Source organism: Coxiella-like endosymbiont (genome assembly GCF_024730665.1).
In the GTDB taxonomy this organism is placed as follows: Bacteria; Pseudomonadota; Gammaproteobacteria; order Coxiellales; family Coxiellaceae; genus Coxiella.
Genome location: NZ_CP084737.1, coordinates 475,131 through 490,106 on the forward strand (window position 1 = coordinate 475,131; position 14,976 = coordinate 490,106).

Sequence of the window (14,976 nt, forward strand, 5' to 3'; positions counted from 1 at the left end):
TCATTTACTTGACGCAATATCAATTTCACTTCCTGGCATTAACATAACGTAAGCTTTTTTCCAATTTTTACGCCGACCGCGTATTTTCCGAAATCTCATGGTTTTCCCTTTCACATTACAAACACGGATAGATTTTACGATAACACCAAATTGGCTCTCTACAGCCCATTTAATTTCCGGTTTTATTGCATCATGCGCTACCTCAAACACATACTGATTTTCTATTAATGTACCTTTTTCCGAAATACGAGGAGAAAGAAGGATTTTCAACAATCTTTCTTCACCCATGACAATCTCTCCTCTAGCTTTTTCATACCATCAACAGTAATAAACACATTTTTTGCAGCTACTAAGCTTACTGGATTTACGCGAAGTACATCGTAAACAGAAACACCTACCATATTTCGCGAAGCCAAATTAACGTTACGATTATCTCCATTAATAATAATTAACGTGTTTTTAACGTCGAACCGCTTCAGCAATTCTTTTAATTCACGTGTTTTAGGTTCATTTAACTTTAAGGCATCTATCACTGTTAGCCGTTTTTGCCGAACTAGTTCCGACAAGATACATACCATTGCTGAGCGATACATCTTCCGATTCACTTTTTGTGAAAAGTCACGCGGTTTAGCAGCAAAAGTAACGCCACCTGTTCGCCACAAGGGACTGCGAATACTGCCCACGCGAGCACGACCGGTTCCCTTTTGTCGCCATGGCTTAACACCACCACCGTTGACTTCGCGACGCGTTTTTTGCGCTTTAGTGCCTGCTCGCCCACCAGCTAAATAGGCAGTAATCACCTGATGCACTAAACCCTCTTTAAATTGAGCACCAAAGGTACTGTCAGAAACATCGACCTTGCTTCTTACCTTTGTATCAACTGAATGTACTGGCAGCTCCATTAGGTACCTCTTTTACGTTTCTTCTTATTGGATTCCGTAACGACAACCACCCCATCCGGGGCGCCAGGTATAGCGCCTTTAATTAATAATAAATGACGATCCATATCGATTTTAACGATTTCCTGATTTTGAGCGGTGCGATATACATCACCCATGTGTCCCGACATTCGCTTCCCTTTCCAAACGCGGCCTGGCATTTGGCATTGACCGATCGACCCTGGTGCCCGATGAGATAAGGAATTACCGTGTGTGGCATCTTGAGTTTGGAAATTATGGCGCTTTACTGTTCCTGCAAATCCCTTACCCCGTGTTAAACCTCTCACGTTTACTTTTTGTCCTTCTTTAAAGAGATCTACCTTCAACTCATCTCCAACTTTTGCATTGGCAAGTTCTTCATTTTCAAGACGAATTTCACAAAGACTTTCACCTGCCTCAACACCTGATTTAGCATAATGGCCAGCTATCGCCTTATTAATGGAGGCGTTTTTTTTGTGCCTCTCGTAATCTGAAGGGCCCGATAACCATCGCTACTCAACGTTTTAAGTTGAACAATCCGATTGGGTATCATTTCAAGTACGGTGATAGGAATAGAGATTCCTGACTCCGTAAACAAACGTGTCATACCACACTTTCGACCAATTAACCCAATAGGCATATCTACCCTCCAGTTTTGTGTAATTTCCATGTCTACCAAAGCAGGGCCTCAGAGCGTACCAGCAAAACGTGCCAAGATCGACTAAAAGTGATTTGCCCGAAATCTACTTTTCGGGGGACAAAATAATTTATTCAACACTTATCTGTACATCAACCCCAGCTGATAAATCTAACTTCATAAGTGCATCCACCGTCTTATCTGTGGGCTGAAGAATATCTACTAATCGCTTATGCGTACGGATCTCATACTGATCTCGCGCGTCCTTATCAACATGCGGTGAGACTAGCACGGTGTAATGCTCAATTTTAGTAGGCATTGGAATAGGCCCACGAATAATTGCCCCTGTCCGTCGAGCTGTCTCGACGATCTCTCTCGTAGAACGATCGATGAGACGATGATCAAACGCCTTCAATCGGATCCGTATACGCTGATTATTGTTAACGACTGCCATAAATTTGTTCCAGATTACCCAATAATTTTCGTTACAACCCCAGCCCCGACGGTTCTACCTCCTTCACGCACTGCAAATCGTAATCCTTCGTCCATCGCTACTGGCGCAATCAACTCCACTGTTACTTTCACATTATCACCCGGCATCACCATCTCGACTGATGACAACGTCAACTCTCCTGTCACGTCCGTCGTGCGGAAGTAAAACTGAGGTCGATATCCCGATAAAAATGGTGTGTGACGGCCTCCTTCTTCTTTCGATAACGCATATATTTCCGCTTCAAACTTTTTATGCGGTGTGATCGTTCCCGGTTTTGCTAATACTTGGCCTCGTTCCACTTCTTCTCGCTTCGTCCCTCTTAACAATATCCCTACGTTATCTCCAGCTTCTCCATGACTCAATAGCTTGCGGAACATCTCTACACCCGTACACGTCGTCTTCGTCGTTGTCTTGATACCTACAACTTCCATGTCATCCCCTACTTTAATCACTCCTCGTTCAATACGACCAGTCACCACCGTGCCCCGTCCAGAAATCGAGAACACATCTTCTATCGGCATCAAAAACGGTTTCTCTATATCTCGTTTCGGCTCTACAAAATATTCATCCATCATATCCACTAACTTCAATACCGACGGTACCCCAAGCTCACTTCTATCCCCCTCTAAGGCCTTTAACGATGAACCCACCACAATTGGAATATCATCTCCTGCAAAGTCATAACTGTTCAAAAGCTCTCGTACTTCCAACTCTACCAACTCTAACAACTCTTTATCATCTACCATATCTGCTTTATTCAAAAACACCACCATGTTTGGCACACCAACTTGTTTCGCCAATAAAATGTGTTCCCGTGTTTGCGGCATTGGACCGTCTGCAGCACTTACTACCAATATCGCTCCATCCATTTGTGCCGCTCCCGTGATCATGTTCTTCACATAATCCGCATGCCCCGGGCAGTCTACATGCGCGTAATGGCGTTTTCCACTTTGATATTCTACATGCGATGTCGCTATTGTTATTCCTCGCGCTCGTTCTTCTGGTGCGCTATCTATCTGGTCAAAAGCTTTTGATTCTCCTCCAAACTTTTCCGCCAGCACCTTCGTCAACGCCGCTGTTAGCGTCGTCTTCCCATGATCTACGTGCCCTATCGTACCTACATTTAAATGCGGCTTCTCTCTTACAAATTTTTCCTTCGACATGAAGATAACCTCTCTTTGAGTTAATTCTATTGATTAATAAGCGCTTCGGCGATGTTAGTCGGTACCTCAGCGTATTTTAAGAACTCCATCGTGTAGGTTGCACGCCCCTGACTTAGTGAACGTAAATTAGTTGCGTAACCAAACATTTCTACCAATGGCACTTCAGCGTCAACAATTTTACCAGTTGAATTCTCATCCATACCTTGAATAATTCCTCGACGACGATGCAGATCACCAACGACATCACCCATGTAATCTTCAGGAGTCACTACTGCTACCTTCATAATAGGCTCAAGTAAGACAGGATTGGCTTTTGTAGCACCTTCTTTAAAGCACATCGAACCCGCGATTTTGAACGCCATTTCACTTGAGTCAACATCATGGTAGGAACCATCAAATATAGCTACCTTAACATCAACAACTGGGTAACCAGCAATGACACCGTTTTTCATCTGATCTCGAACGCCTTTTTCAACCGCTGGAATATACTCTTTTGGAACAACACCACCTGCAATTTCGTTTGAAAATTCAAATCCTGAGCCTAGTTCCTTCGGCTCAATTCGTAACCAAACGTGACCATATTGTCCACGCCCACCGGTTTGTCGAATGTATTTTCCCTCTTGTTCTACTGTTCGACGAATAGTTTCTCGGTAAGCTACGCGTGGCTTACCTACACTAGCTTCGATACCAAATTCGCGCTTCATACGGTCTACAATAATTTCGAGATGTAACTCACCCATTCCTTCAATAATGGTTTGTCCTGATTCCTCATCGGTATGTACCCGAAAAGAAGGATCTTCTTGCGCCAGCTTACCTAAGCCAATACCCATTTTTTCCTGGTCTGCTTTAGTCTTAGGTTCAATGGCTACAGAAATAACGGGTTCTGGAAATTCCATTTTTTCCAGTGTAATCACGTGCTGTTGGTCACACAATGTATCGCCTGTTATCACGTTCTTAAGCCCTACAGCTGCGGCAATATCACCTGCACGCACTTCTTTAATTTCTTCTCGCGAATTAGCATGCATTCGTAATAATCGGCCAATACGTTCTTTTCTACTTTTAATGGGATTATAAACAGAATCACCTGATTTCAACACCCCAGAGTAAACGCGAAAAAAGGTTAATGTACCGACGAATGGATCAGAAGCAATTTTGAAAGCCAACGATGCAAAAGGAGCATCGTCTGAGGCTGGACGATAACCTTCAGAACCATCATCTTCCTCACCTCTAATGGCGGGAACTTCTGTTGGCGAAGGCAGATATTCGATAACAGCATCAAGCAGCGCTTGCACACCTTTATTTTTGAATACGCTACCACATAACATAGGTACAATTTCATTAGCTAAGGTACGTTGACGCAAACCTTTTCGAATTTCATTAGGAGACAATTCACTGTTTCCCAAATATTTTTCCATTAATTCTTCGGAAGCCTCAGCAGCAGCTTCCACCATTTTTTCATGCCATTTTTGGACCCCAACCTTACACTCTATAGGAATATCTGCCAACTCATAGGTACGTCCTTTATCAGCTTCATTCCAATAAATAGCCTTCATTCTAATCAAATCAACGACTCCCTTGAAATTTTCTTCAGCGCCAATGGGAAATTGGATCGGCACTGGAATGGCTTTCAATCTTTCTTTGACTTGGTCAACAACCCACAAGAAATTAGCACCCGCACGATCCATTTTATTGACAAAGCCTAAGCGAGGAACATGATAGCGATTAGCCTGTCGCCATACCGTTTCACTCTGAGGCTCTACACCACCGACAGAACAAAAAATAGCAACAGCACCGTCTAATATACGCAATGAACGTTCCACCTCAATGGTAAAATCAACATGTCCAGGCGTATCAATAATATTGATGCGATGTTTCGGATATTGTTGATCCATTCCCATCCAATAGCATGTCGTTGCTGCAGAGGTGATGGTAATGCCACGTTCCTGTTCTTGTTCCATCCAATCCATCACAGCACTGCCTTCATGTACCTCACCCATTTTGTGGGACACGCCTGTATAATATAAAATCCGTTCAGTTGTGGTCGTCTTGCCTGCGTCGATATGCGCCATAATGCCTATATTACGCATACGATCTAACGGAATCTCTCGATCTGTCATTGTTTCTCTCTTATTTCTCTTACCATCGGTAATGTGCAAATGCCTGGTTGGCTTTCGCCATACGGTGTACGTCTTCTCGCTTCTTCACTGCACCTCCTCGATTTTCTACTGCGTCGAGAATTTCATTTGCCAGACGTAAAGTCATTCTTTTTTCATTGCGTTGATTTGCATATTCCGCCAGCCACCGCATTGCCAATGTCTGACGCCGTACGGCGCGAATTTCCACCGGTATCTGATAGGTAGAACCACCTACACGTCGCGATTTTACTTCGACACTCGGCATAATATTACCTAAAGCCGTCTTAAATGTTTCCAGCGCTACCGTATGTGCTGTTTCATTAACTCGAATATCTGAAGAAAAAAATGTTTTTTCGAACCACCTTCTGCGCATTCTCCGCTTTCCCGGTCATCGTCAAATTTGTGCCGCACCTGCTTCACAACTACATCGAGTGCTCTATAAACAATTTTCTCAGCGATTGATTTTTTCCCATTACGCATAACTATGTTGATAAATTTGGCTAAAAGCTCGCTATGGAAAATTGGATCAGGCAAAATTTCTCGTTTGGGCGCCGCTTTTCTTCGTGTCATTTAAAATTCTCCATACTTAATTCTTATGGTTTCTTTTCCCCGTATTTCGAACGACCACGACGTCGTCCTGAAACACCGGCAGTATCGAGACTGCCACGCACTATATGATAGCGCACACCAGGCAAGTCCTTTACACGTCCACCCCGAATTAATACGACAGAATGTTCTTGTAAATTGTGACCCTCACCACCAATATAAGCGGTCACTTCAGCACCACTAGTAATGCGCACGCGGGCTACTTTTCGTAAAGCGGAGTTAGGCTTCTTAGGGGTAGTGGTATATACACGCGTACATACACCGCGCTTTTGCGGACAACCTTCTAGTGCTGGCACATCACTCTTTTTAGGTTTTGCACGACGTGGCTTCTTCACTAACTGATTTATTCTCGGCATTAAAACTCTCTTAAAACAAAAAACATTCGTTACACAACTTACCGACAAACTCAAGGCAGAGCGGGGATTCTAAATAAAGGTACTTCTTCCTGTCAAGCTAAATCACATAGAAGATTTTAAGACAAACTTCCACATCTACTTTGACACCTCTACACGCAGTCTACGCCCCATATCCCTGCTGGTTTGTGGCGTAATTCCCCTTTCCCCTGTGTTATGGCAACCTCATTGTCGGTTAAGAGCTGTGAGATTCCGGTTTGCACTCATTTATCATCATTACTCTACCCTAATTTACTGCTGTAAAGAATTAAAATTAATCCGCTTAAGTCTTTTTTCTATTTCACTAGTTCTATTTCACTAGCATTTCACCTTCGCTTCTTAGCCCTGTTTCAACCGTCTCCCCACTTTGACGACGTTGTTGATGATAGCTGAAACCTGTTCCCGCCGGTATCAAACGCCCAACGATGACATTTTCTTTTAAGCCCCGTAAATCATCACGTTTTCCACCTATTGAAGCCGCAGTCAAAACGCGAGTAGTCTCCTGGAAGGAAGCTGCCGAAATAAATGATTCGGTCGCTAAAGAAGCTTTGGTAATACCCAGCAATATAGGCTCAAACTCGGCCTTTTTTCCACCTTTCTTAAAAACCTTCTCATTTTCTTTTCGTACCCGAGGCCGTTCGATCTGCTCATTTTGCAAAAATTCGGTGTCACCAGGATAAGTAATTTTCACTTTACGTAACATCTGACGAACAATAACCTCGATATGCTTATCGTTAATTTTCACCCCTTGCAAGCGGTAAACCTCCTGCACTTCATTAACGATATAATTCGACAATGCATTGACACCCAAGAGACGTAGAATATCATGTGGATCCATCGGGCCGTCCGCAATAACCTCCCCTTTCTCTATTATTTCCCCTTCGAAAACACTCACGTGACGCCACTTCGGAATTAACTCTTCGTGAGTCGCCTTCCCATCAGGAGCTGTAATAATAAGACGGCCTTTATGTTTAGTATCTTTTCCAAAGCTCACTACCCCAGAAATCTCAGCCAAAATAGCTGCATCCTTTGGTCGGCGAGCTTCAAACAAGTCGGCTACCCTAGGTAAACCACCGGTAATATCGCGTGTTTTTGACGTTTCTTGTGGGATACGTGCTAAGACATCACCAATGCCGACCATCGTACCATCTTCTTTTGTCAGGATAGTGCCTTCTGGCAGAAAATAATGCGCAGGAACCTTGCCACCTGATAAGAAAAGGTCGTTATCATTTTCGTCAACCAGTTTTACCATCGGACGCAGCTCTTTGCCACTGACGTTCCGTTGTTTGGTTGAAGTCACAACAATACTACTCAAACCAGTCAATTCATCTGTTTGACGATTCATCGTGATACCACCCACTAAATCCATAAAACGTAAAATACCTGCTACCTCAGTAATAATAGGATGGGTATGTGGGTCCCATTGAGCCACCACTTGGCCAGCTCTTACAGCAGCATTATCGCGAATAGTAATCGTGGCACCATAAGGCACCTTATAATGTTCGCGCTCACCCCTTGCGTATCTTGAACCACAAGTTCACCTGAACGTGAAACCGCAACTAAATTACCGTTAGCTTGTTCGACAGTCTTTAAGTTGCGTAATTTTACTTTACCACCCAATTTAACTGCAATGCTATTAGCCGCAGTTGCTCGCGACGCCGCACCACCAATGTGGAAGGTACGCATCGTTAACTGAGTGCCAGGTTCCCCGATGGATTGTGCAGCTACTACACCAATTGCTTCACCTACATTAACCATATGGCCGCGAGCAAGATCACGACCATAACACATTGAACAAATACCATAAGGAGTCTCACAAGTAATGGCGGATCTTACCATCACACGATCAATACTGTGCTCTTCGAGGATGTCAATGAGTTGTTCACCCATTAGTGTGCCTTTGGCAATAAGCTCTTTTTTAGATTTCGAATCAACCACAGAGTCTGCTAGCACACGCCCTAATACGCGCTCACGTAGCGGCTCTACGACATCGCCTCCTTCAATATGAGGCATCATTTCAATGCTGGAATCGGTACCGCAATCATATTCTGTCACCACTAAATCTTGTGCAACATCGACTAAACGTCGCGTTAAATAGCCTGAGTTAGCAGTTTTCAGTGCTGTATCCGCTAAACCTTTTCGTGCACCGTGGGTAGAAATGAAGTATTGCAAGACATTCAGTCCTTCCCGAAAATTAGCAGTAATGGGTGTTTCAATAATAGTGCCATCAGGTCTGGCCATCAAACCTCTCATTCCTGCTAATTGACGTATTTGGGCTGCCGAACCTCTGGCGCCGGAATCAGACATCATATAGATAGAATTAAAGGAACTTTGGGTAACTTCTTTGCCATGAGCATCTTTAACTTTCTCGATCGCAATTTTTTCCATCATTGCTTTAGCTACTTGATCGTTGGTATGTGACCAAATATCGATAACCTTATTGCGACGTTCGCCATAGGTAACTAAACCAGAAGCATATTGCTTTTCGATTTCATGAACTTCTTCTTCTGCCCTCGAAATAATGGTTTCTTTTTGTTCTGGCACGACAAGATCGTTAACCCCAATAGATACTCCAGAATGTGTAGCGTAATGGAAACCCATATACATTAATTTGTCCGCAAAAATAACGGTTTCCTTAAGGCCCAGATTGCGATAACAAATATCAAGTAACCTTGTTACCGCTTTTTTCGTCATAGGTTGATTAATTAACACAAATGGCAATCCTTTGGGAACAATCTGCCAGAGTAAGACACGACCTACAGTGGTATTAATTAACAGCTCACTTTCTTCTACTCGGCCAGTTTCATCTAACATATTCTCTCTAATACGAACGGCGATACGTGCGTGCAAATCTACTTTTTCATTTTCATAAGCACGAACTACCTCATCCACATCCGCAAATTTCATGTCTTCACCTTTTGCATTTACGCGATCACGAGTGATGTAATAAAGTCCCAATACCACATCATGAGTGGGTACAATAATAGGTTCACCGTTGGCAGGATGTAGGACGTTATTAGTGGACATCATTAACGAACGTGCTTCTAGTTGTGCTTCCAGTGTTAACGGTACGTGCACTGCCATTTGGTCTCCATCGAAGTCGGCGTTATAAGCCGTACAAACAAGTGGATGTAATTGAATGGCTTTCCCCTCAACTAAAACGGGTTCAAATGCTTGAATCCCTAAACGGTGCAATGTTGGTGCGCGGTTTAATAATATAGGATGCTCTCGAATCACTTCTTCGAGAATATCCCATACTTCTGGAACTTCGCTTTCCACCATTTTCTTGGCAGCCTTAATTGTGGTCGCTAAACCGCGGTGCTGTAACTTACTAAAAATAAATGGCTTAAATAATTCTAGCGCCATTTTCTTCGGCAGGCCTGCTTGATGTAATTTTAAGGTAGGACCAACCACAATCACTGAACGGCCAGAATAATCTACACGCTTACCCAACAAATTTTGACGGAAACGACCGGATTTCCCTTTGATCATGTCCGAAAGTGATTTCAGTGGGCGGCGATTAGAACCTAAAATCGTTCGTCCTCGACGACCGTTATCCAACAGTGCATCTACTGCTTCTTGCAACATTCGTTTTTCGTTACGCACAATAATGTCTGGGGCCTTTAGATCCAATAAGCGTTTTAATCTATTATTCCGATTAATCACGCGACGATATAAATCGTTTAGATCCGAGGTAGCAAAACGTCCGCCGTCGAGCGGTACTAGCGGTCGAAGATCGGGAGGTAATACAGGCAAGACAGTCAATATCATCCATTCCGGTTTATTTCCTGATTCTAAAAAGGCAATCAGAACCTTAAGTCGCTTGGTGAGTTTCTTCATTTTAGTTTCTGAAGTTGCATCTGGCAATTCCATACGCAGTGCCTCTACTTCTCCTTCAATGTCAATGTCACGCAATAATCGTTGAATCGCTTCGGCGCCAATTGACGCAGTGAATTCGTCACCGTACTCTTCCAATGCATCGAGATAAGCTTCTTCAGAAAGTAATTGCTGCGGTTCTAAATCAGTCATACCAGGATCTACGACCACATAGGCCTCAAAGTAAAGAATACGTTCAATGTCACGCAAGGTCATGTCGAGTAACAATCCGATACGTGAAGGCAATGACTTAAGATACCAGATATGCGCCACTGGTGAAGCCAATTCGATATGGCCCATTCGATCGCGACGTACCTTGGACAACGTCACTTCCACACCGCATTTTTCGCAAACAACACCACGGTGCTTCAAACGTTTATATTTTCCACATAAGCATTCGTAATCCTTAATGGGACCGAAAATTTTTGCGCAAAATAAACCGTCCCGTTCAGGTTTAAATGTACGATAATTAATCGTCTCCGGTTTTTTCACTTCGCCGTACGACCACGAGCGCACTTCCTCAGGAGACGCGAGCTTAATGCGTAATGCATCGAACTCAGCTGCGTACTTATCGTTTTTTAGCTGTTTTAATAAATCTCTCAAGGTAATTCCCCCGAATTATTCATGCTCTAAACTGATATCGATCGCTAAGGAACGAATTTCTTTGATCAGAACGTTAAATGATTCCGGCATACCCGCATCCATTCTGTGATCTCCATCCACAATATTTTTATACATACGCGTACGACCCGTTACATCATCTGATTTGACTGTTAACATTTCTTGTAATGTATATGCAGCACCATAAGCTTCCAACGCCCACACTTCCATTTCACCAAATCGTTGTCCACCGAATTGTGCTTTACCACCCAATGGTTGTTGCGTTACTAAACTATATGAACCTGTTGAGCGCGCATGCATCTTATCATCCACGAGGTGGTTTAGCTTCAGCATATACATATATCCAACCGTCACTGGTCGGTCGAATTTTTTTCCAGTTCGACCATCATGCAATACAGCTTGGCCAGACGTCGGAAGATCCGCCATTTCTAATAGACGTTTGATTTCTTCTTCCGTTGCACCATCAAATACCGGTGATGAAATCGGTACCCCTTTGCGCAAATTCTTCGCTAAGGTAATAACTTCGTTATCATTTAGCATATCTAAGTCAAATTTCTGCGTAGTCGCAAAATCATAAATTAGCTTAAGAGATTTGCGTAACTGTTTAATATCAACACCTTTTTCGAGAAGATCACCGATTTTATTACCCAAACCTTTTGCTGCCCAGCCCAAGTGGGTTTCCAATACTTGCCCAATGTTCATTCGTGAAGGAACCCCCAATGGGTTCAGAACAATATCCACTGGAGTCCCGTCTCCTAAATACGGCATGTCTTCTACCGGCACAATCGTGGAAATAACCCCTTTATTACCGTGACGGCCTGCCATTTTGTCACCTGGTTGAATACGACGTTTCACAGCAAGATATACTTTAACGATCTTAATGACGCCTGGTGATAAATCACCACCTTGCATCAATTTTTCGCGGAAATCTTTTAGTTTTGACTCACGTGCTTTGTGCAGCTCCTTATAATGTTCATATGCTGATTTTAGACGCTTAGTAATGCCGTCATCCGTCAAGCGAATTTCAAAACATTTTTGACGCGATATTTCTGATAAATAATCCTTCGTTATTTTAGTACCCTTCGTCAGTTTAAGCGGTCCACCAACGGCGGCAACACTTCCAACCAATAATTTTTCCACATTTTCAAATAATGCATTTTCACGAACACGAAATTCATCATTAAGATCTTTTTGTACCTTCGCCAATTCAGCTTTTTCAATTTTTAAATCGCGCTGATCTTTCTTAACCCCCTCGCGTGTAAAAATACGAACATCAATGACGGTACCACTGATGCCAGGTGTCACTCTCAATGAAGTATCCTTTACATCTGATGCTTTTTCACTGAAAATAGCGCGTAATAGTTTTTCTTCTGGGGTAAGCTGCGTTTCTCCTTTCGGTGTTACCTTACCGACTAAAATATCGCCAGAATTCACTTGAGCCCCAATATGAACAATACCGGATTCATCCAGTTTTGCTAAGGCGCTTTCACCGACGTTAGGAATATCAGCCGTAATTTCTTCTGGTCCTAGGCGGGTATCACGTGCAATACAGGTAAATTCTTGGATATGAATCGTGGTAAAACGTTCTTCTTCCACTAATCGTTCAGAAATTAAAATCGAATCTTCGAAGTTATAGCCATTCCACGGCATAAAGGCTACTAATAAATTTTGTCCGAGTGCAAGTTCACCAATATCAGTAGATGGACCATCAGCTAACACATCCCCCTTTTTCACCTTATCACCCACTTCTACAATAGGATGTTGATTAATACACGTATTTTGATTAGAACGAGTAAATTTCATTAAATTGTAAATGTCAACACCAATATCATCGTCTTCCGTTTCTTTTAAATCCACGCGAATAACAATCCGTGAAGCATCGACAGAATCTACGATACCACCACGTTTGGCAATAACAGCCACACCAGAATCTACTGCTACAGTACGCTCCATTCCGGTTCCTACTAGCGGTGTTTCTGGACGAATCGTTGGTACGGCCTGCCGTTGCATATTCGATCCCATTAATGCACGGTTGGCATCGTCGTGTTCCAAAAACGGAATTAACGCGGCGGCAACTGATACAATTTGTCGCGGTGATACATCCATATAATTGACTTTATCCGGTGTCGTTAATGTAAATTCACCTTTGTGTCGACAAGAAATTAACTCATTCACAATAAAACCTTTTTCATTAATATTCGTATTGGCTTGCGCGATGTAAAAATCACCTTCCTCAATAGCTGATAAATATTCGGTTTCGTTTGTGACTACACCGTTAATGACTTTTCGGTAAGGTGTTTCCAAGAATCCATATTCATTAGTTCGTGCAAAAACGGCTAATGAATTAATCAAGCCGATATTAGGACCTTCCGGAGTTTCAATTGGACAAACGCGACCGTAATGAGTGGGATGTACATCACGCACCTCAAAGCCAGCACGTTCACGAGTTAACCCACCCGGCCCCAAGGCTGACACCCGACGTTTATGAGTGACTTCTGAAAGCGGATTATTTTGATCCATAAATTGTGATAGCTGACTTGAGCCAAAAAATTCTTTAATAGCTGCTGAAACGGGTTTTGCATTGACTAAATCTTGAGGCATTAAGTTTTCAATATCAGCAAGGCTTAATCGATCTTTTACCGCACGTTCCACGCGAACTAGCCCGACACGGAATTGATTTTCTGCCATTTCACCCACACTTCGGATGCGTCGATTACCCAAGTGATCGATATCGTCAACATCACCTTTCCCATCACGAATATTCACTAACACGCGTAAAACATCGACGATATCTTCTTTAGACAGAACGCTTGGACCGGTTAACTCTTTCCGTCCGACACGATGATTAAATTTCATGCGACCTACTTCCGATAAATCGTAACGTTCAACTGAGAAAAATAAATTTTCAAATAGGGTTTCGGCAGCTTCTTTGGTAGGTGGTTCGCCGGGTCGCATAATACGGTAAATTTCAACTAATGCTTCGAGTTGATTGTTCGTCGTATCAAGACGCAACGTTTCTGAAATATACGGACCGCATTCAATTTCATTAATGTACAACGTATGTAATAAACTAACATTGTTAGCCCGCAATCTTTTTAACAAATCAGCCGTAATCTCCTCATTAGTATGCGCAATGACTTCACCTGTTTCTTTATTGACTAAATTCTTTGCAATAACCTTACCATACAAATATTCATCCGGTAATTCTAATTTATGCAATCCTGCTTTTTCGATAAGATCGACGTGCCGCGCTGAAATCCGCCGATTAGCTTCAACAATCACTTTGCCTTTATCATCTTTGATTTCAATCGCCGCTAATTCTCTGCGTAATCGTTGAGGCACTAACTCCAGTGTGACATTTTCATTATTAATATGAAAAAGATTGATTTGATAAAACATATTGAGCATTTGCTCAGCATCATAACCAAGCGCTCTCAGAATCACCGTCGCGGGTAATTTACGGCGCCGGTCAATACGAACAAACAAGCAATCTTTCGGGTCAAACTCAAAATCAAGCCATGAACCACGATAAGGAATGAGGCGCGCAGAATACAACAATTTTCCAGAAGAGTGCGTTTTTCCTTTATCATGCTCAAAAAATACACCAGGCGAACGATGCAGTTGAGAAACCACCACTCGCTCCGTACCGTTAATTACTAAGCTTCCGGTTTCTGTCATGAGCGGAATTTCACCCATATAAACTTCCTGTTCTTTAATGTCTCTAATGACTTTTTTCCAGCAGACGTGTCTTTATCGTAAACGACCAATCGCATACTGACTTTCAATGGCGCTGCATAAGTCGAGCCGCGTAATTTGCACTCTTCAATACCAAAAATTAATTTTTCATCCAAACTGTAACCGACGTATTCCAAGTGAGCATGTCCAGAATAGCTCGTAATTGGAAAAACTGACTTAAATGCGGCCTGGAGGCCGGTATCTTTACGTTTTTCAGGCGCAATATCTTTCTGTAAGAATTTTCGATAAGATTCTATTTGTGTTTCTAATAAATAAGGTGTTTTTAATACTTCGACTTCGCGTTTTCCTAAATTGACACGCGCACGCTTCTTCTCAGGGTAAGAAATCGCGGCTGGATTCTTGCTTCTAATATTCGCTGCTTGTGCCATGAACACACCTCA

Annotated in this window: 6 protein-coding genes and 4 pseudogenes; all 10 read right to left on the reverse strand. The window is 42.7% G+C overall.

Translation table 11 applies throughout. The annotated features are described in order from the left end of the window. The gene (gene rplW / locus LG660_RS02085; RefSeq protein WP_258267684.1) at positions 1–288 is read right to left on the reverse strand and encodes a 50S ribosomal protein L23; all 288 of its coding nucleotides are present in this window, start codon (positions 286–288) and stop codon (positions 1–3) included. Continuing rightward, on the reverse strand, positions 267–902 hold the full coding sequence (rplD, locus tag LG660_RS02090; protein ID WP_258267685.1) for a 50S ribosomal protein L4: 636 nt from the start codon (positions 900–902) through the stop codon (positions 267–269). Before rplD ends, rplW begins: the two co-directional genes overlap by 22 nt. Further along, positions 902–1,557: pseudogene (gene rplC, locus LG660_RS02095) on the reverse strand (50S ribosomal protein L3). Before rplC ends, rplD begins: the two are co-directional and overlap by 1 nt. Positions 1,558–1,684: 127 nt before the next feature. Next, positions 1,685–2,008: a 30S ribosomal protein S10 gene (rpsJ, locus tag LG660_RS02100; protein WP_258267686.1), complete on the reverse strand. Its 324-nt coding sequence runs from the start codon at positions 2,006–2,008 to the stop codon at positions 1,685–1,687. A 14-nt stretch (positions 2,009–2,022) separates the two neighbouring features. Continuing rightward, complete coding sequence (gene tuf / locus LG660_RS02105; protein ID WP_258267687.1) at positions 2,023–3,210, reverse strand: elongation factor Tu; 1,188 nt, start codon at positions 3,208–3,210, stop codon at positions 2,023–2,025. A 26-nt stretch (positions 3,211–3,236) separates the two neighbouring features. Then, positions 3,237–5,327 (reverse strand): elongation factor G, encoded by a 2,091-nt coding sequence (gene fusA / locus LG660_RS02110; protein ID WP_258267688.1) that lies wholly within the window; start codon positions 5,325–5,327, stop codon positions 3,237–3,239. Positions 5,328–5,346: 19 nt separating this feature from the next. Next, a pseudogene (gene rpsG / locus LG660_RS02115) lies at positions 5,347–5,915 on the reverse strand (30S ribosomal protein S7). 23 nt (positions 5,916–5,938) lie between these two features. Further along, the gene (gene rpsL, locus LG660_RS02120; protein WP_258267689.1) at positions 5,939–6,307 is read right to left on the reverse strand and encodes a 30S ribosomal protein S12; all 369 of its coding nucleotides are present in this window, start codon (positions 6,305–6,307) and stop codon (positions 5,939–5,941) included. A 385-nt stretch (positions 6,308–6,692) separates the two neighbouring features. After that, a pseudogene (gene rpoC, locus LG660_RS02125) lies at positions 6,693–10,822 on the reverse strand (DNA-directed RNA polymerase subunit beta'); the annotation flags it as partial. A gap of 15 nt (positions 10,823–10,837) precedes the next feature. Beyond that, positions 10,838–14,970 (reverse strand): annotated as a pseudogene (gene rpoB, locus LG660_RS02130) (DNA-directed RNA polymerase subunit beta). Positions 14,971–14,976 lie beyond the last annotated feature (6 nt).